Annotated in this window: 19 protein-coding genes; all 19 read right to left on the reverse strand. The window is 69.0% G+C overall.

What is annotated here, in order from left to right; translation table 11 throughout:
- The coding region (locus AC0IYU_RS33805; RefSeq protein ID WP_472126478.1) for a TolC family protein at positions 1 to 1426 on the reverse strand (1426 nt) is incomplete at its 3' end.
- Between the two features lie 170 nt (positions 1427 to 1596).
- Complete coding sequence (locus AC0IYU_RS33810; protein WP_472126481.1) at positions 1597 to 2037, reverse strand: hypothetical protein; 441 nt, start codon at positions 2035 to 2037, stop codon at positions 1597 to 1599.
- 24 nt (positions 2038 to 2061) lie between these two features.
- Positions 2062 to 2340 (reverse strand): hypothetical protein, encoded by a 279-nt coding sequence (locus tag AC0IYU_RS33815; RefSeq protein WP_472126484.1) that lies wholly within the window; start codon positions 2338 to 2340, stop codon positions 2062 to 2064.
- On the reverse strand, positions 2337 to 3338 hold the full coding sequence (locus AC0IYU_RS33820; protein ID WP_472126487.1) for a glycerophosphodiester phosphodiesterase: 1002 nt from the start codon (positions 3336 to 3338) through the stop codon (positions 2337 to 2339). Before AC0IYU_RS33820 ends, AC0IYU_RS33815 begins: the two co-directional genes overlap by 4 nt.
- Positions 3335 to 3943 carry a DUF1439 domain-containing protein gene (locus tag AC0IYU_RS33825; protein WP_472126490.1) on the reverse strand — a complete coding sequence of 203 codons (609 nt, stop codon included), beginning with the start codon at positions 3941 to 3943 and terminating at the stop codon, positions 3335 to 3337. Before AC0IYU_RS33825 ends, AC0IYU_RS33820 begins: the two co-directional genes overlap by 4 nt.
- An 85-nt stretch (positions 3944 to 4028) precedes the next feature.
- On the reverse strand, positions 4029 to 6575 hold the full coding sequence (locus AC0IYU_RS33830; protein ID WP_472126493.1) for an ATP-binding protein: 2547 nt from the start codon (positions 6573 to 6575) through the stop codon (positions 4029 to 4031).
- A gap of 172 nt (positions 6576 to 6747) precedes the next feature.
- A complete protein-coding gene (locus tag AC0IYU_RS33835; RefSeq protein ID WP_472126496.1) occupies positions 6748 to 7719 on the reverse strand; it encodes a M14 family metallopeptidase in 972 nt (323 codons plus the stop codon).
- Positions 7720 to 7721: 2 nt separating this feature from the next.
- Positions 7722 to 8702: a Bug family tripartite tricarboxylate transporter substrate binding protein gene (locus AC0IYU_RS33840; RefSeq protein WP_472126498.1), complete on the reverse strand. Its 981-nt coding sequence runs from the start codon at positions 8700 to 8702 to the stop codon at positions 7722 to 7724.
- Positions 8703 to 8799: 97 nt separating this feature from the next.
- The gene (locus tag AC0IYU_RS33845; protein WP_472126501.1) at positions 8800 to 9693 is read right to left on the reverse strand and encodes a LysR family transcriptional regulator; all 894 of its coding nucleotides are present in this window, start codon (positions 9691 to 9693) and stop codon (positions 8800 to 8802) included.
- Between the two features lie 33 nt (positions 9694 to 9726).
- The gene (locus tag AC0IYU_RS33850; protein WP_472126504.1) at positions 9727 to 10224 is read right to left on the reverse strand and encodes a GNAT family N-acetyltransferase; all 498 of its coding nucleotides are present in this window, start codon (positions 10222 to 10224) and stop codon (positions 9727 to 9729) included.
- Positions 10225 to 10654: 430 nt separating this feature from the next.
- On the reverse strand, positions 10655 to 11161 hold the full coding sequence (locus tag AC0IYU_RS33855) for a P-loop nucleotide/nucleoside kinase family protein (RefSeq protein WP_472126507.1): 507 nt from the start codon (positions 11159 to 11161) through the stop codon (positions 10655 to 10657).
- A gap of 177 nt (positions 11162 to 11338) precedes the next feature.
- Entirely contained in the window at positions 11339 to 12118 is a 780-nt protein-coding gene (locus tag AC0IYU_RS33860) for an amino acid ABC transporter ATP-binding protein (protein ID WP_472126510.1), read from the reverse strand.
- On the reverse strand, positions 12102 to 12755 hold the full coding sequence (locus AC0IYU_RS33865) for an amino acid ABC transporter permease (RefSeq protein ID WP_472126513.1): 654 nt from the start codon (positions 12753 to 12755) through the stop codon (positions 12102 to 12104). Before AC0IYU_RS33865 ends, AC0IYU_RS33860 begins: the two co-directional genes overlap by 17 nt.
- A gap of 27 nt (positions 12756 to 12782) precedes the next feature.
- Positions 12783 to 13445 carry an amino acid ABC transporter permease gene (locus AC0IYU_RS33870; protein WP_472126516.1) on the reverse strand — a complete coding sequence of 221 codons (663 nt, stop codon included), beginning with the start codon at positions 13443 to 13445 and terminating at the stop codon, positions 12783 to 12785.
- Positions 13446 to 13460: 15 nt separating this feature from the next.
- Positions 13461 to 14261 carry a transporter substrate-binding domain-containing protein gene (locus AC0IYU_RS33875; RefSeq protein ID WP_472126518.1) on the reverse strand — a complete coding sequence of 267 codons (801 nt, stop codon included), beginning with the start codon at positions 14259 to 14261 and terminating at the stop codon, positions 13461 to 13463.
- Positions 14258 to 15049 (reverse strand): GntR family transcriptional regulator, encoded by a 792-nt coding sequence (locus tag AC0IYU_RS33880; protein ID WP_472126521.1) that lies wholly within the window; start codon positions 15047 to 15049, stop codon positions 14258 to 14260. Before AC0IYU_RS33880 ends, AC0IYU_RS33875 begins: the two co-directional genes overlap by 4 nt.
- Positions 15050 to 15171: 122 nt before the next feature.
- Positions 15172 to 15606: a hypothetical protein gene (locus tag AC0IYU_RS33885; protein WP_472126525.1), complete on the reverse strand. Its 435-nt coding sequence runs from the start codon at positions 15604 to 15606 to the stop codon at positions 15172 to 15174.
- Between the two features lie 34 nt (positions 15607 to 15640).
- The gene (locus AC0IYU_RS33890; RefSeq protein ID WP_472126529.1) at positions 15641 to 16384 is read right to left on the reverse strand and encodes a tetratricopeptide repeat protein; all 744 of its coding nucleotides are present in this window, start codon (positions 16382 to 16384) and stop codon (positions 15641 to 15643) included.
- 11 nt (positions 16385 to 16395) lie between these two features.
- Complete coding sequence (locus AC0IYU_RS33895; protein ID WP_472126532.1) at positions 16396 to 17022, reverse strand: hypothetical protein; 627 nt, start codon at positions 17020 to 17022, stop codon at positions 16396 to 16398.
- Positions 17023 to 17046 lie beyond the last annotated feature (24 nt).

A 17046-nucleotide genomic window follows, 5' to 3' on the forward strand; every position in this document is an offset into this window, starting at 1 on the left:
ATGTGTATAAGAGACAGCATTCGGCGGGCCCTCCTGCCGATGTCGCTGTCTGCAGCGCCGTCATGCCGCCAGGCGAACTGCCCGTGAGCACCAGTTGCAGGTCGGTATCGGCCAGCCAGAAATCGCGCTGGGCCTCGATGCCCGCGTTCACCGCGAGCATGCTGGCGCGCGTTTCGCCGAGCAGCTCCCACACGCTCGCGAGCATGCCGTTGTAGCGCAGCACCATCTCCTCGTTGACCTGCTTGCGCAGCGGCAGCACCTCGTCCCGGTAGCGCCGGGCGATGGCGTAGGCCGTGTTCCAGCCCTGCCAGGCTTCGCGCGCCTCGCTGGCGGCCAGCACCCCCACGTTGCGCACGCGCGCGGCCGACTGCAGGTACAGCGCCTCGGCGCGGCCGTTGCGGGCCTGGCCCCAATCGAAGAGCGGAATCGGCACGTCGAGCTCGAAGCCGCGCTGCGTGCGGCGCGAGCGCTCGGGCCCGTTGTCGAACTTGCTGTTGCGCGCCACGCCGAGTTCCATCGCGTTGACGACGCTCGTGGCGTGCGTGAGGCCCAGCGCGCCGGCCACGGCCGTGTTCTGCGCCTGCGCCGATCGCACGTCGAGCCGGTCGCGCAGCGCCAGCGCCTGCACGTCGCCGAGTTCGGGCGCGGCCTTGGGCAGCGGTGGCAGGCGGTCGGGCAGGGCGTAGTGGGTGCGCTCGCCGCTCAGGCCCAGCAAGCGGGTGAGCTGCTCGCGCGAGGCGAGCGCTGCCTGTTCCGCGCGCGCGAGCTGCGCCGCCGCATCGGCCAGCAGCAGCTGTTCGCGCGTGCGCTGCAGCGCGCTCCAGTTGCCGGCCTGCGCCATGCGGTGCGCGAGTTCGGCGCCGGCTTCGGCGGCCTCCTTCGCGTCGCGCAGGTACACCACGCTCTGCTGGGCGGCCACGGCGCGCACCCAGGCGCGGCGCGTGTCGGCGGCCAGCAGCAGCACGCTCTGCGCGGCCTGCAGCTTGGCCGACTCGTGCCGCTGGCCGGCCCAGCGCGCCTGCCACGGCAGCGTGAGCAGGCCCACCACGTTGAAGCTCAGCAGCCGGTCGATCTCGCGCTCGCTGCCCTCGGTCAGGCGGCTGAAGGCGAACACCGGGTTCGGCAGGCTCGCGGCCTGCACGCGGTCGGCGTCGCTGAGCTGCAGCGTGGCAAAGGCGTCCTGCACGCGCGGGCTCTGGACGAGCGCGATGCGCACGGCGGCTTCGGCATCGAGCGGCGTGGCGAGCAGTTCGTCCACGCGCTTTTGCGAGGCCGCGTCGGGCGTGCGCTGGGCCGTGGCGCCCGCCATGAGCGGGTTGCCGCCGACCAGCGCCTGCACGTCGGCGCTGCCGCCGTCCGGCGACAGGCTCGCGCAGCCGGCCAGCACCGACGCGGCAGCCAGTGCGGCGGCCGATTTGACGAACAAAATACCTGGTTTACGCTTGCCAGGCTTGCGTATGTTGCTATTTTTTGTATAGCAACGGATGCCGGCCGACGGCCAGCCAATGAAGGGGTTCACGCTCGATCTCCATGAGCAATACGACCAACGCCGCGAGCCGGGGCGGGCTCACTGCGGACGGACCACGGGCAGGGAGATCAGGAAATGGGTGGCTTCAGGCCCTGGGCAGGCTCTGCGCTGGCGAAGCGGCTGGCATGTGCGGCGGGCGGCGCCTGGGGCGCGCCGTGCACGGTGTCGACCTGGGGCATGCCACCGAGCGCCACTGTGTGGCAGACCTGGCAGGCGGTGCAGGTGCCGCAGCCCTGGTGGTCGGCACCGGCGTCGTCGTGCGACTCGTGCGTGTCATGCGTGGCGTGAGCAAGGGGATCGGGCATGTCGGTGCCCGCGCTCATCTGCATGGCCATGCCACGGTGGTCACCGGCTTCCATCGCTTCATGGCAATGGGCTTCGGTGGCGGCGCTGGCCACCGAAACGGCCTCGGGCAGCGAGTGCTTCGCCATCTCCACCGCCATCGCGTCGCCCAGCCAGCCGCGAATGGGCAGCAGGGCGATCATGAGGGCGAGCAGCAGGGTGCGCATGGGGCCGGATGATAAGCGCGGGTGCTAAGCCACCAGCTGGCCGCGGGCCTTGTCCACCCACACCTGCAGGTTGTCGAGCAGGTCCTTCTGGCTGAACGAGCAGCTCTCCTCGCTGAACAGCGCGCTCGACTCCAGCCGGTCGAGCAGGTTCAGCAGCACCTCGCCGTAGCGCGGGGGCAGGGCGGCCAGCAGCGCGGTGCTGGCGCGGGCTTCGTTCGACAGGGTGGTGACCGAACCGCCGCCTTCCTTGCGCAAGGTCGCGAGGCGCGCGGCGAAGGCGTCGAGTTGCTGCGCGGCGCTCATGGCGTGTTCTTCCCGGGCGGCGGCAGCGACAGCTCGCGCTCGCGCATCAGGTCGCGCAGCACGTCCGGGTAGTCGGTGATGAGGCCGTCCGCGCCCCAGTCCATCAGCCGCAGCATGTCGGCGCGCTCGTTCACCGTCCAGGGCAGCACCTTCAGGCCGAGCTGGTGCGCCTGCCTGATGACGGCGGGTGTCAGGTCGGCGTAGGCCGGCGACCAGGTCAGCGGGCCGCTCGCATGGCCTGCCGCGGCCTTCACCATCTGCGGCACCGAGGCGAAGCTGCCCGCGTCCAGGCCCGCCGTCCATCGGCTGTCCTTCAGCGTGCGGGCGGTCGTGAGGTAGGCACGCGGCAGTTGCGGCGCAAGCCGGCCGACCAGCGCCAGCGTGCGCCAGTCGAAGCTCTGCACGGTCACCCGGTCGGCCATCCCGGCCTTGTCGATCTCGGCGAGCAGCGCGCGCACCATCGGCTCGGGCGCGGCCGTTTCGTCGGGCTTGGTCGGGTCGATCTTGGTCTCGATGTTGAAGTGCACCGTGGCCGCGTTCGCGCCGCGCGCCTGCACCCGCGCGAACAGCGCGGCCAGCGTGGGAATGCGCTCGCCGTCGCGCGCGCGCTGCAGCGCGAACTGCTTGCCGTAGTTGCTCGACGGGTTCAGGCGGCCCACGTCGTAGGTCTGCAGCTGCGCCAGCGTGAGCGAGCGGATGGCCGCGCCGCTCTTCGGCGCGAGCCAGGCGCCGCCGGCGTCGCGCGTGTGGTCGGGGTTGAGCGAGGTGTCGTGCGAGATCACCACCACGCCGTCGGCCGTGAGCCCGATGTCGAGCTCCAGCGTGTTCACGCCCAGGTCGATGGCGTTGTCGAACGCGGCCAGCGTGTTCTCGGGCGCCAGCCCGCGGCCGCCACGGTGGGCTTCCAGGTCGAAGTGCTGTCGGGCGGTGGGCGCGATGGCCGCGCAGCCGGCAACGGCCAGGGCGAGAAGGCCGGCGGCCAGGGGTGCGTGTTTCATTTGAGCTGGACCTTGATCCCGTTGTCTTGCACCGTGATGTCGCCGATCTCGTAGGTCTTGCGCCCGACCGTGAGTTCGTCGGCCGTGAAGCTGCGCAGCACCTGGCCTTGCAGCAGCTCCTGCGCCACCACCGCGGCCACGCGCTGCAGCCGCTCGGCGTCGCGGCCCTCCACGCCCTGCAGCTCGAGCCGTTCGGCCTTGGGCTGGTCCAGGCGCAGCGCGCGGGTGGCCGCGTCGTATTTGAGCGCGCTGCTGACCGACACCAGGCCCTGCACCGGCGAGGCCGCGAGCAGCGGGCTCGCGATGGTCAGCGTGGCGCTGACGGTCGCGCGGTTGGCGGCAGCGTCCAGGCCCAGCTGCGGCTCGCGCAGCCCGACCATGAAGATCTCGGCATAGCGCTCGGCCACCGGAAAGCGCTTGGCGATCTGCGCCTGCAGTTCGTCGCGGGTGGCGGTGTATTCGCTGGTGAAGAAGTTGAAGCCGGCCAGCGCCGCGAACGGCGCCTGCAGCGCCGCCGCGCCCAGCAGCGCGCGCAGCACCGTTCGGCGCGAGGACGGGAGCGACAGGTGCCGGGAAGGCGAAGAGTGGAAGTGGCGGAGGTTCATACGGTGGGCGAGCTTGCCACAGCCCCGTGCGGGCCGGTGCGTTCACGGAAACGGCAGCTCTGCGGGGCGGTCGGCTTCGGGTTCGTCAACGCTCGATCATCTCCTGCACCTTGGCGGTGAGCGCCGCCACGTCGAAGGGCTTGGTGATCACTTCCATGCCGAACTCCAGCAGGCCGTTGCCCACCGCGGCGTTTTCCGCGTAGCCGGTGATGAACAGCACCTTGAGGTCTGGCCGGCTCACGCGCCCCGCGTCGGCCACCTGGCGCCCGTTCAGGCCGCCGGGCAGGCCCACGTCGGTCAGCAGCAGGTCGATGCTCGCGTCCGACTGCAGCACCCGCAGCGCGGCGGCCCCGTCGGCCACCGAAATGACGCGGTAGCCCGCGTCCTCCAGCTCCTCGGCCACGATGGCGCGGATGGTGGCTTCGTCTTCCACCACCAGCACCACCTCGCCTTCGCCGCGGTGGTCGGCCACCGGCTGCATCAGCAGCGAGTCTTCCTCGGCATCGCCGACGAAGCGCGGCAGGTACAGGCACATGGTCGTGCCCTCGCCGGGCTCGGAGTAGATGCGCACCTGGCCGCCCGACTGGCGCACGAAGCCGTACACCATCGACAGGCCCAGCCCGGTGCCCTGTCCCATGGGCTTGGTGGTGAAGAAGGGGTCGAAGGCGCGCGCCGCCACGTCGCTCGACATGCCCGTGCCGGTGTCGGTGACGCACACCGAGATGTACTGCCCCGGCGGCAGTTCGCGCTGCGCCGCCGCGCGGTCGTCCAGCCACTTGTTGGCGGTCTCGATGGTCAGGCGGCCGCCGTGCGGCGACATCGCGTCGCGCGCGTTGATGCACAGGTTGAGCACCGCGTTCTCCAGTTGAGACGCATCGACCCGCGTGAGCCACAGGCCGCCCGCGCCCACCACCTCCACCTCCACCGACGGGCCGACCGTGCGGCGCACCATCTCCTCGATGCCGCCCACCAGCCGGTTCACGTCGGTGGGCCTGGGGTCGAGCGTCTGGCGGCGCGAGAAGGCCAGCAGGCGCTGCGTGAGCGAGGCGGCGCGCCGCACCGACTCCTGCGCCATGCCGATGTAGCGGCCCGCGTTGTCGAACTTCTGCAGCTGCAGGCGCTTTTCGAGCACCTGCAGGCTGGTGCTCATGCCGCCCAGCAGGTTGTTGAAGTCGTGCGCGATGCCGCCCGTCAGCTGGCCGATGGCTTCCATCTTCTGCGCCTGGCGGAACTTGGCCTCGACCTCCATCAGCTCCTGCGTGCGCTCGGCCACCTTGCGCTCGAGCGATTCGTTGGCTTCGCGCAGCGCCGCCTCGTTGCGCACGCGTTCCGCGGCGGTGCGGGTGCGGCCCGCCACCTCGCGCATGAAGGCGCATTCCTCGCTCGTCCATTCGCGCACCTGCACGTGGTTGACGAACAGCACCGCCACCAGCCGGCCGTGCTCCACCACGGGCATGTTCATGAAGGCACGGGCATGGCGGGCCTCCAGCGCGTGCGTCGCGGCGCGGGTGCGCTCGTCCAGCCGCACGTCGGGCACGTTCACGAACCGGTCCTGCTTGAGGTCGTCGATGAAAGAGCCGTAGTCGCGCAGGTTCAGCACCCCGGCCAGCGATTCGCACTCGGGCGAGTGCCAGTCGCGCTCCACATGCAGGGTGTCCGCGTCGTGGTCGACGGTGCCGTAGCCGGCGCGGCTCACCTGGAGCGTGTCGGCCAGGATCTCGGCCGCCGCCAGGGCGACGTCGCAGGTGCTGTGGAGCGAGCGCAGCGTGTCGGTGAAGCGTGCGAGCGCCTCGCGCCGGCCTTCGGCAGCCATCCGCGCGGTGACGTCGATGCCCTCCACGAAGATGCCGACCACCTCGCCCAGCGCGTCGCGAATCGGCTGGAAAACGAAGTCGACGTGCCGCGCGTGCACCGGCCCGCCGGCCTCGACCTGCACGTCGTACCGGGCGCCGTGGGCCGTGAACGCCTCGCCGCTGCGGTACACCGTGTCCAGCAGCGCCACGTAGCCCTGCGCGGCCGCGTCCGGCAGCGCCTCGGCCACCGGCAGGCCGATCAAAGGGCGGTTGCCCACCAGCCGCAGGTAGCCGGGGTTGGCCAGCACCACGCGGTGCTCCGGGCCTTCCAGCATGGTCATGAAGCTGGGGGCCTGCTCGAACAGCTGGGCAAAGCGCTGGCGGTCGTCCTGCAGCCGGCGCTCCGCAAGCACCTTGGCGGTGTTGTCGGTCACCAGCGCCCACACGCCGACCGGCGTGCCGCTGTCGTCGAGCAGCGGGGAATAGTTGAGGTTCATCCACACCTGCTCGGCCTCGCCGCGGCGGTTGAGTTGCAACTCCTGGTCCTGGTAGCCGAGCGTGTTGCCGGCCATCACGACCTTCATCACATGGTCGTTGAAGGCCGCGGCCTCTTGCCAGGCCTCGCGCACCTTCATGCCCAGCAGCTGCGGATGCCGCAGGCCGGAGAACGCGGCGTAGGCGTCGTTGTAGACCAGCACGCCCTGTTCGCCCCACAGGGTGGCGATGGGCACGTCCGACCTGAGCATGATGGCGATCGCAACGCGCATGTGGGCGGGCCAGCCGTCGATGGGGCCCAGGCTGGTGCGGCCCCAGTCGAAGCCGGCGATACGCCCTGCCATTTCCCCGCCACCCGCCAGAAAGGGGTAACCCGTTGTCGATGTGTCACTGACCATGCGCGCTGCTTCCTGATCGCCTGAACCTGTTTCGCCGCCAGCCGGAAAAGCTAGCAGAACTCAGGCGCGAAAGCGGTCGGACAACAGCGCCACAGCGGCGCGGAAGCGCGCTGTTCGTTCAGAGCGCGCGGCGGCGCGCATAGCGCACCACCGTCACGCCCGGCTTGGCCTGGCGCGTGGAGGGCATCACCAGCACGCAGTCGTCGTACGGCGTGGCCACGGGCTCGCCGTCGTTCCAGCCGATGACGGTGCCAGCCTGGGCAATCACTTCCAGGCCGGTGAAGGGCTTGGCGAAGCGAAAGTCCTCGCTGCGCGCGACCACCGGGCCGGTCACGTCCAGCGCCCATTGGCGCGGCGCGTCCGGCTGCAGCCAGCCCGGCAGCGCCTGTGCGATGGCCGCGTCGTCGAGCGTGCCGGCCGCGCGCAGGAAGCGCGCGCACTGGTCCTGCGCAACGGTGCGGCTGGCCGGGTCGCCGTGGAAGCCGCATTCGACGAGCAGCGCCAGCGCGTCGGTGGCCGGTTCTGCGTCGGGCGCACCGAAGCGGCCGAAGTCGCGCATGCGCACGCCGTCCTTGTGGCCTGCGTCGATCACGATGTGCTCGGGGCTGCGCAGCAGCCGCGCCAGCGCCAGGTTGCGCGGCTGCACGCCGGTGAGCGTGAGCGGCGCGGAGGGTTCGTGCATCGAATGCAGGTCGAGCAGCCAGTCGGCCCGCGCCACGTGCGGCTGCAGCGCGGCGGCGCGGCGGCGCTCGCGCGTGCCGCCGGCTTCGAGCCGGTCGGCCGACCACTGGCGGTTGAGGTCTTCGTCCATGAAGCGCGAGGCGTCGGCGTCGGCGGGGTCGAAGCGGTCGAAGGCCTCCAGGTTGCACAACGCCAGCGTCAGGCTGCCGCGCTGCGGGCGCACGCCGGCTTCCAGCAGGCCCTTGAGCGCCCAGGCGCCGCAGACCTCGTTGCCGTGCACCAGCGCGCTGATCATCACGCGGCGCCCGGGTTGACCCGAGTCGAAATGCCAGACGCCTTCGGTGCCGGTGTTGCCGGCGCGCCAGGCCGAAATGTCGGGCGCGGGGAGTTCGAAATTGGACGCGGACAAGCTCATTCCTTGATGTTGGCGAATTGCACGATGTTGCGGTATTTGCTGGTTTCGGTGACGAGGAAGCGGTCGATGTCCAACGGCGCCAGTGGGACGACCGAGCTGGTCGCTTCCATCTTCTTGCGGAAGTCGGGCGATTGCAGTGTCTCGTCCAGCGCCTTCTTCAGGCGCGCCAGCACCGGCTCGGGCAGCCTGGCCGGGCCCATCAGCGCGAACCACACGCCGATGTCCATGTTCTTGAGCGCCGGGGTTTCATTCAGCGCGGGCAGGTCGGGCGTGATGGCGGAGCGTTTGGCCTCGGTGGTGCCCAGCGCCACCAGCTTGCCGCTGCGGATGTAGGGCAGGGCGCTGGACAGCACGAACATGCCGAAGTCGATGTTGCCGCCCATCAGGTCATTGGTGAGCGGCGCCACGCCGCGGTAGGGCACGTGCGTCATGGCCACGCCGCCCTGCTGCTTGAGCATTTCGCCGGCCAGGTGCAGCGAGGTGCCCACGCCCGAGCTGCCGTAGCTGTACTTGCCGGGGTTCTTCTTCAGCAGCGCGAGCAGTTCGCCCGCGTTCTTCACGCCCGATGCCGGCGTGGCCACCAGCACCAGCGGCTGCGAGGCGACCAGGCCGATGGCCGTGAAGTCCTTCGGCTCGTAGCGCACGCTGGCGTTCACCAGCCTGGTGATGGCGATCTCGTTGTTGGCGCCCAGCAGCAGCGTGTAGCCGTCGGGTGCCGCATTGGCCACCTTCTGCGCGCCGATGGCGCCACCGGCGCCGCCGATGTTGTCCACGATCACCGGCACGCCCAGGCGGTGCGACAGCTCCACGCCCAGCGCGCGCCCGGTCAGGTCGGTCGAGCCGCCCGGCGGGTAGCCGACCACGAGCGTGATGGGCCTGGCGGGGTAGGTGTCGGCAAAGGCGGGCGCGCTGGCCGATGCGGCCAGGCCGCACAGGGCCAGGGCAAGACAGGAAGAGAAAGCACGGGAAAGTCGCATCGTGGCCTCGTTGTTGCAGTGAGTCCGCGAATTCTGCGAAGCCGCACCCCGCTTGGTGGTGCCATGCTGGCACCGATCCGTGCCGATTGGGCTCCGGTCAGCGCGCAGCCATGGCGCGCCACACGTCCTCGGCCAGCGGGCCCAGCCGGCGCTTGGGGCGGTACAGCCGCACCTCGAAGCGCACTTCCATGCGCCGCCCGCCCACGGGCACCAGCAGGCCGGCCTTGCAGTCGGCCTGCACCATCGACCACGGCAGCCATGCCACGCCCAGGCCGCGCAGCACGTATTCGTACAGCGCGTCGGCCGAATCGCATTCGATGCGGCGCTTCAGGCGCGGCGCCTGGGGGTTGTTGGCGAGCAGGTCTTCCACCAGGCGCCCCATGGCCAGTGTGCGCACGTAGGAGAGAAACGGCACGTCGCCCGGCGCGTCGAAGCTGTGCGTGGCCTGCCCCTGTGCGCCGGCGCGCGACACCGGCACCAGCTTGTCGGACGCCACGGTGACGTGCGAGAACTGCCGCCCGTCGAGCCGGAAGGTGAGCGCGGAGTGATGGAAGATCAGCGAAAAATCGACCTCGTTGTGTTCGAGCATGCGCACCGTCTCGGCCAGCGCGCCGGTCAGCACGCGCACCTCGCCGCCGCGCAGCACGGGCTGCAGCCGCACCAGCCAGTCGGCCATCACGGTGCGCGCCAGCGTGCGGCCGGTCACGACCGTGACGGTGCGGGCCTGGCGGCCGGCCACGCTTTGCATCTCTTCACGCGAGCTCTCTACGCCGCGCACCATCTGGCTGGCGTTCTCCAGGAAGCTCTCGCCCGCGGGCGTCAGCGCCACGGGCGAACTGCCGCGCTCCACCAGCGCCGTGCCCGCCCACGACTCCAGTGCGCGGATGCGGCGGCCGAAGGCGGGGTGGGTCACATGGCGCAACTCGGCCGCGCGGGTGAAGCTGCGCGTTTGCGCCAGCACGATGAAGTCTTCCATCCATTTGAATTGCATGGCGCGGGGTGGGGTGTGTGGGTGTCGCGCGAGTCAGTTGCCGAGCGGTCTTGCTGCAAGCTCGTAGCGTGCAAAGCCGCGTTCGCCCTTGTGGATCACGCTGTGCAGCGAGAAGCCGAAGCGCTCGTACAGCGCGCGCAGCGGGGCGCGGTCGGCCACGCAGTCCAGGCGCAGAAAGGGGCGCCCCAGGCTGCGTGCGCGCTCCAGGGCGAAGTCCAGCAGCTGCACCGGCACACCGTGGCCCGCCCACGCCCGGCGCACCGCGAGCTTGTGCACGTACAGCGAGCTGCCGCGTTCGATCTCGGGCCAGAAGTAGGCGTCTTCAAGGTCGAGCCGGACGACGCCGGCCACCTCGCCGTTCTTGCGCGCGATGAAGTAGCCGCCGGCGTCGGTGTCACGCTGGATGCGGTCCAGTCCGATATCGGTCGCCGACCACAGGGGCCGGCCTTCGGCGGCGATCCACTGCGCGGCTTCGTTCAACACGGCCGCGACGGTGGCGGCTTCCTCGGGGCGGGCTTGTTCTATTTGCATCTGGTTCGAGCATACCGATGACTGTTGCTGGCCGTTGCGTTCGAGTGGGGCTTGTGTTCTTGCTGCCGTTGTTCTGGGCGCTGCTGTTCAGGGCGAGTGCACAGGCCGCCGGGTACTCCCCTCCGCGAATGTCCCCCGGCCTGCGGCCTCCTCCTTTATTTCGCTGCGGGGAGCACCCGACGCCCTGTGCACTGGACACGCTGCGGGTGCGCCCCGATCAACGGCCGCCCTGAACAAAGCTCGCGCTGCTGGTACTCGGCGATCAACCGCGGCTCTGACCACGCTCACGTCGATGGGGTGCCTTGCGCAGCGAAATAAAGGAGGAGGGGCGCAGCCCCGGGGGACATTCGCGGAGCAAGGTACCCCGTCGGCGTGAGCGCCGCCCTGAACAGCCGCCCTTCGCACAACGCATCGCACAACGCAAAGCGTTTCAACCGTGCCGCACCACCTCGAACCCTTCAACCTCGGACGGGGGAGCGAAGTGGCTGGTGATCAGGTCGAACTGTGCGTCCGTCGTCTCGAAGGGATGTTCCCCGCTGGCATTTCGCGCACGCAGTCGCTCCTTGCAGACCGCGTCGGGCACGTCCAGAAAGTGCAGCCGGTGGGCCACGCCGGCCGCCTCGAAGATGCCGCGCATCCAGCTTCTGCCGCTCACGGTGTTGGCGGGAAAGTCGAGCACCACGGACACGCCGGCACGCAGCAAGGCGCAGACGTGGTCCGCCATGACCTTCTTCAGCCGGCCCGACGCTCGAACGTATTCAGGCAGTTCGCGGATCTCCCCGGGGTAGAGCGCGGCGAGCCAGGTGTCCTCGCTGATCAGCACGGTGGCGGGCGCTTCGGCGAGCTGCCGCGTGAGCGTCGATTTGCCGGCGCCGATCTTGCCGCAGACCATGTGAAGCACGGGGGTGGGTGTGGGGGTAGGCGTTTGCAATGTCATCTCCTGGTGAGTCGGTTTGGAAAAGAACCCCAGGAAACGAAAAACCCGCCTCGTGGGGCGGGTCGTGTGGCGTGTACTTGTGGAACCGCGCGCTAACCCACCATCTTTCGAAGGGGGCGAATAATCGACGCGGTGTGCAGGCAAGCCATGGCCCGAGGATAGCCCAGGCCGGCGCCTTCAGTCATGCAGCGACGACAGGAACTGCTTGAGCTCTGCCGTCTGCGGGTTGCCGAACATCTCCGCCGGCGGCCCCATTTCGTGCACGCGGCCCTGGTGCATGAAGATCACGCGGTCGCTGACCTTGCGCGCGAAGCTCATCTCGTGCGTGACCATCAGCAGCGTCATGCCTTCGTCGGCCAGCGACTCCACCACGCGCAGCACCTCGCCCACCAGCTCGGGGTCGAGCGCCGAGGTGATTTCGTCGCACAGCAGCACGGCCGGCTCCATCGCCAGCGCGCGGGCGATGGCCACGCGTTGCTGCTGGCCGCCCGACAGTTGTTCGGGCATGGCGTCGAACTTCTCGGCCAGGCCCACGCGCTCGAGCAGCTTGCGCGCCTGCGAGGCGGCTTCCAGGCTGCCGCGCTTCTTCACCAGCGTGGGGGCGAGCATCACGTTCTTGCCGACCGTGAGGTGCGGGAACAGGTTGAAGCTCTGGAAGATCATGCCCACGCGCTGGCGCAGCTCGCGCATGGCCATGGCGCTCTCGTGCAGCAGCGGCTTGCCGTCGACCGTGAGCGCGCCTTCCTGGAACACCTCCAGCCCGTTGATGCAGCGCAGCAGCGTGCTCTTGCCCGAGCCGCTCTTGCCGATGATGGCGATCACCTCGCCGCGCTTGACCTCCAGGTCGATGCCCTTGAGCACCTCGTTGGTGCCGTAGGACTTGCGCAGCGCGGTGATGCGCACGATGGGGGCGCCCACCGAGGTGGCGGGTTGTTGCGGTTCAAGCACGGCGGCCATGGGTTTTCCTCTCGAGGGTCTTGGCGTACAGGCTCACGGGGAAGCACAGCACGAAATAAAGCAGGGCCACGCAGCTGAACACCACGAAGGGCTTGAACGTGGCGTTCGAAATCATGCTGCCGGCCTTGGTGAGTTCGACGAAGCCGATCACTGACGCCAGCGCCGTGCCCTTGATGACCTGCACCAGGAAGCCGACCGTGGGCGCAATGGCGATCTTCACGGCCTGCGGCAGCACCACGTGGCGCATCTGCTCGCCGAAGCTCAGGGCCAGGCTGCCGGAGGCCTCCCACTGGCCCTTCGGGATCGAGGCCACGCAGCCGCGCCAGATTTCGGTGAGGAACGCGCTGGTGTACAGCGTGAGCGCCACGCTCGCCGCGGTCCACGCCGACACGTCGATGCCGAACAGCGCAATGCCGAAGTAGGCCAGGAACAGCTGCATCAGCAGCGGCGTGCCCTGGAAGAGCTGCACGTACAGGCCCACGGCCTTGTTCGCGATCCTGCCGCCGCGCAGCCGCAGGAACAGCAGCAGCCCGCCCACGATGCCGCCGCCGATGAAGGCAATGAGCGAAAGCACGACGGTCCAGCGCAGCGCCAGCAGCAGGTTGCGCAGGATGTCCCAGAGAGAAAAATCAGACATGGTGACGGGGCTCCGGTGTGCAGTCGGTCAGCGGCCGAAGAAGAACCTGGGCCCGGCCCAGTCGAGCAGCCGGCGCAGCGCGACCGACAGCGCCAGGTAGATCAGCGTGGCGATGATGAAGGCCTCGAACGCGCGGAAGTTGCGGCTTTGAATGAGGTTGGCCGCGTAGCTCAGCTCCTCGGTGGAGATCTGCCCGCACACCGCCGAGCCCAGCATCACGATGATGATCTGGCTCACCATGGCGGGCCACACCTTCTTCAGTGCCGGCGGCAGCACCACGCGCAGGAACACCTGCGCCTTGCTCAGCGCCAGGCTCACGGCCGCCTCGATCTGCCCCTTGGGCGTGGCCTCGATGCCGGCGCGGATGATCTCGGTGGAGTAGGCGCCCAGGTTCATCACCATCGCGATCACCGAGGCCACCTCCGGCGAGAGCTTGACGCCCGCGGCCGGCAGCCCGAAGAAGATGAAGAACAGCTGCACGATGAAGGGCGTGTTGCGGATCAGCTCCACATAGGTGCCCACGACGAGCCGCAGCCAGCGCGGGCCGCCCGAGCGGGCCCAGGCGCAGAAGGTGCCCACGATCATGCCCAGCACGGTGCCCACGGCCGTGAGGCCGATGGTCCACGCCACGCCGCGCAGCAGCAGCGGCCATTCGGCGAGCACCGCTCCGAAGTCGAATTCGATGTTCATGGCCGCGTCGGTCGATCAGACCGGCAGGTCGCCGGCGGGGCGGCCGAGCCACTTCTTCGCCATCGCGTCGATGGTGCCGTCCTTGCGCGCGGCGGCGATGATCTCGTTGACCTTGGCCTTCAGCTTGTCCTCGCCCTTGGCGATGCCGACGAAGCAGGGGCTGTCTTTCAGCAGCAGCTTGTACTCGGCGTTGAGCTGCGGGTTCTTCTGCATCATGTCGCCCGCGACGGCGGCGCTGGCGGCCAGCGTCTGCGTCTGGCCCGAGACGAAGGCGGCGATGGTGGCGTTGTTGTCCTCGAAGCGCTTGTAGTCGAGCGTGGTGGGCGCGACCTTGGCGAGTTCCTGGTCTTCCATCGCGCCGCGCGTCACGGCCACGGTCTTGCCGCCCATGTCGGCGAAGGTCTTGATGTTCAGGCTCTTGGCGGCGAACACGGCCTGGAAGAAGGGCGCGTAGGCCGACGAGAAGTCGATCACCTTCTCGCGCTCGGGGTTCTTGCCGAGCGTGGAGATGACCAGGTCGGCCTTCTTGGTCTGCAGGTACGGAATGCGGTTGGCGCTGGTCACGGGCACCAGCTCGATCTTCACGCCCAGCTTGGCGGCGATGAGCTCGGCCATTTCCACGTCCAGGCCCTGCGGCTTCATGTTCTTGTCGACCGAGCCGTAGGGCGGGTAGTCGGTGGGCACGGCGATCTTGATGGTCTTGGCCTTGAGCACGTTGTCGAGTGCGTTCTGGGCGTGGGCGGCGCCCGTGGCGGCCAGCATGGCGACCGAGGCCAGTGCGAGCGCGAGGTGGCGTTTGGACGAAGAGAAGGTCATAGCAGGGCTCCTAGGTAAGTCGAAGAATCGGGTTCGGAATCGGAAGGAAGGGATGCGGCAGCCTTGCGGCGCCTGGGCTTCGGCGGCGCGGCGGCGTTGGCGTTGGTGTTGTGCAGCGGCGCCAGCGCGTCGCGCAGCTGCGCGAGCGGGTCGGTGGGTGCCTGCACGCGCAGGGCCGACTGCACCGTGCCGATGTGCGCGCCCATCAGCGCCTCGGCCGCGGCGTGGTCGCCGCGCTCCAGCGCGGCGACGATCTGCACGTGGTCTTCGCACGACTGCACCGCGTCGTGCGTGGACTGGTAGAGCATGGCAATCAGCGTGGTGCGCGCCGTGTAGTCGCGCAGCGTGTCGGCCAGCAGCGTGTTGCCCAGGCATTCGGCCAGGCACACGTGGAAGTCGCCCAGCAGGAAGCTGCGGTTGCCGACGTCGCTTTCTTTCAGTGCGGCCTTTTCCCGCTGAAGGTGCGCCTTCAATTGGCGCAGCGCGGTCTTTTCGATCTTTCCGGTGCGGCCCGCGCTTCGGATGAGGCCCAGTTCGATGACGTGGCGGGCCTCGAAGGCTTCACGCGCCTCGTCCTGCGAGGGCTCGATGACGAACCAGCCGCGCCGCGCGCTCACCGTGACGATGCCGCGCGCCGCCAGGCGGGTGAGCGCCTCCCGCACGATGGTGCGGCTGCAGTCGAACAGCATGGCCAGCTGCTGCTCGCCCAGGCGCGAACCCGGCGCGAGCTTTTGCGCCATCACCGCTTCGACGATGCGTGCACTGATTTCGGATGCGGAGATGGCCATGGTCCTGCATATCAGCAGCTTCCGTGCCAACTGGTATGCAAGATGTGTGCACCAAAAAGAAGCCGGCTGCCCTTTTGCAAGGGGAGCCGGCTTCGGGTGGACGGTGCCGCGAGGCCCGGCGCCTAGAACTTCGTCGGGAAGTTGCCGTCCTGGAATCCGGGGATCACGCGCTGGAGTTCTTCGACGCGCTCCGCCGTGCAGAACGCGGGGTTGGCCTTGCTTTTCATGGCATGGAAGTCGATGCCGATCATTTCGTGCGTCATCTTGTCCTGCTGGTATTTCGCGATCAGCGCCGCGACGGCCTTGGGCTGGTCGAAGGGCAGGCCGCAGGTCCTGGCCGCACCGAGCCGCGACCATGCGAACTGCAGGTTCGGGTCCCACCCGATGGCATCGACGCCGGTGAAGCCCTTGTCGTAGTGGTACTCGTAGACGTTCGGCTTGATGTCATAGGCGGTCATGCCGCCCTTGCCACGGTAGCTGCCGTAGTCCGCCGCGAGCGATGCCTGGCTGGCGATGGCCGCGAGCAGAAGGAGGGCGATGTGTCGTGCGTTCTTCATCCTGAAATTTTCTCTGTGTGTCCGGTCGGCCGGCTCATTTGCCGGCGAATGCCTCGGCGTCGTAGCTGTACCGGGACAGCAGGTCCTTGTAAGGCGGCTTGCGCAGCGACTCGATCTGCTGCTCGCGGTCGCCCGGCTTCCTGTTCTCACCGAGGAGTTCGCGGCCGCGGTTCAGGTCCTTTTGGGCCCGCTCGCGGTTGCCCATGGCGTCGTATGCGAGAGCGCGCTGCATGTAGGCCCATGCATAGCCCGGCTGGTAGGTCAGGCCTTCCGTGAGCGTCTCGACGGCCTCGGGCCATTGCTTGAGATCGTTCAGGGTCCAACCGAGGTGGTAGTAGATCGGCATGCCTTCAGGCGTGCCGCGGCCGGTCATGCCGATGCGGTCGGCCTGCATCTTGCGAAGCGTCTCGAGCGCCTTCCCGGGTTGCCCTGAATCGCGGTACAGGGAGGCGATGTTGATGAAGTCCCAGGCCGTCTTGGGTGGTGACAGGCGCTGCGCCTGTTCGACGTCCGCAATGGCTGCGTCGTACTGCTCGAGTTGCTTGTGCGCGTGGCTGCGCATCCGCAGCGCCAGGCTCTTCATCAGGTCTGTCTGCGGGCCTTGGTCGGCGCAACGAGTCCAGAGCGTGATCGCGCGCTCAGGGTCCTGGTAGGCGTCCTTGCCGGCGCTCAGGGGAAGCGCCGCAGCGATGCGGCATGCCGCAAGGCCGGTGGCGGGGCGCGTTGCGCAGCCGGTAAGGGCCAGCCCGAGGGCGGCGATGAGGATGAGTTTCTTCATGGCGGGCTTGCTCATGGGTGAAGCGATGCCGGCAGGTCGGGGCGCACGCGGTCCAGCAGCGGTGGCGTGACGGAGCCCTGCAGGGTGCAATACAGCTTGGTGCGACCGGTTCTTTCATCGGTTTCGATGGTCAATGCCCGCTCGACCGTGCCCCTGGCGGTGACCGTGCCGTTCTCGCCGCCACGGCGCCATGTGTCGAGGGGGTCGCCGATGCGCCGGTTCTCGGAGCGGGCCCAGTCCGAGCCCTGGATCTTCAGCACGCGCTGTGCCGGTTGCAGCAGGCGGTTGATCGCGCTTGCGGTGGCATCGGTGCTGCCTTCGACGTCGAAGCCCCACCAGATGAAGGCGCCCGCCGTTGCGTCGTAGCTCACCTCGTTGTGCCAGCCGGCCAGGCGCAGGCCTGCGACATCGATGGGCTTGGCGAAGGTCTGGTCACGTCCTTTTTCGGACAAGGGATCGGCCACTTTGGGCGCAGCCGCGGTGCCGTTCATGGCAACTTCGACGCCCGGGCCGAGCAGCCGCGGCGTCTTGCCCAGAAGCGTGAAAAAGCTCGAGTCACATTGAGCGAACGCGATGAGCGCCGCCTGGTTGTTTTCCGTATCGAGCGCGAGGCTTGCCGCCCCGGTGCCGGCCGCCATGGCCGACATGGATGCTGCGCAAAG

Source organism: Variovorax sp. AC103 (assembly GCF_979254005.1).

Excerpts from the sequence above, each read along its gene's own strand:
- AC0IYU_RS33880 (WP_472126521.1), bottom strand. The coding sequence starts at position 15,049 with ATGGCCATCTCCGCATCCGAAATCAGTGCACGCATCGTCGAAGCGGTG.
- AC0IYU_RS33850 (WP_472126504.1), bottom strand. The coding sequence starts at position 10,224 with ATGCAAATAGAACAAGCCCGCCCCGAGGAAGCCGCCACCGTCGCGGCC.
- AC0IYU_RS33830 (WP_472126493.1), bottom strand. The coding sequence starts at position 6,575 with ATGGCAGGGCGTATCGCCGGCTTCGACTGGGGCCGCACCAGCCTGGGC.
- AC0IYU_RS33810 (WP_472126481.1), bottom strand. The coding sequence starts at position 2,037 with ATGCGCACCCTGCTGCTCGCCCTCATGATCGCCCTGCTGCCCATTCGC.
- AC0IYU_RS33840 (WP_472126498.1), bottom strand. The coding sequence starts at position 8,702 with ATGCGACTTTCCCGTGCTTTCTCTTCCTGTCTTGCCCTGGCCCTGTGC.
- AC0IYU_RS33870 (WP_472126516.1), bottom strand. The coding sequence starts at position 13,445 with ATGAACATCGAATTCGACTTCGGAGCGGTGCTCGCCGAATGGCCGCTG.
- AC0IYU_RS33890 (WP_472126529.1), bottom strand. The coding sequence starts at position 16,384 with ATGAAGAAACTCATCCTCATCGCCGCCCTCGGGCTGGCCCTTACCGGC.
- AC0IYU_RS33860 (WP_472126510.1), bottom strand. The coding sequence starts at position 12,118 with ATGGCCGCCGTGCTTGAACCGCAACAACCCGCCACCTCGGTGGGCGCC.
- AC0IYU_RS33820 (WP_472126487.1), bottom strand. The coding sequence starts at position 3,338 with ATGAAACACGCACCCCTGGCCGCCGGCCTTCTCGCCCTGGCCGTTGCC.
- AC0IYU_RS33875 (WP_472126518.1), bottom strand. The coding sequence starts at position 14,261 with ATGACCTTCTCTTCGTCCAAACGCCACCTCGCGCTCGCACTGGCCTCG.
- AC0IYU_RS33855 (WP_472126507.1), bottom strand. The coding sequence starts at position 11,161 with ATGACATTGCAAACGCCTACCCCCACACCCACCCCCGTGCTTCACATG.
- AC0IYU_RS33895 (WP_472126532.1), bottom strand. The coding sequence starts at position 17,022 with ATGGCGGCCGGCACCGGGGCGGCAAGCCTCGCGCTCGATACGGAAAAC.
- AC0IYU_RS33845 (WP_472126501.1), bottom strand. The coding sequence starts at position 9,693 with ATGCAATTCAAATGGATGGAAGACTTCATCGTGCTGGCGCAAACGCGC.
- AC0IYU_RS33825 (WP_472126490.1), bottom strand. The coding sequence starts at position 3,943 with ATGAACCTCCGCCACTTCCACTCTTCGCCTTCCCGGCACCTGTCGCTC.
- AC0IYU_RS33865 (WP_472126513.1), bottom strand. The coding sequence starts at position 12,755 with ATGTCTGATTTTTCTCTCTGGGACATCCTGCGCAACCTGCTGCTGGCG.
- AC0IYU_RS33885 (WP_472126525.1), bottom strand. The coding sequence starts at position 15,606 with ATGAAGAACGCACGACACATCGCCCTCCTTCTGCTCGCGGCCATCGCC.
- AC0IYU_RS33815 (WP_472126484.1), bottom strand. The coding sequence starts at position 2,340 with ATGAGCGCCGCGCAGCAACTCGACGCCTTCGCCGCGCGCCTCGCGACC.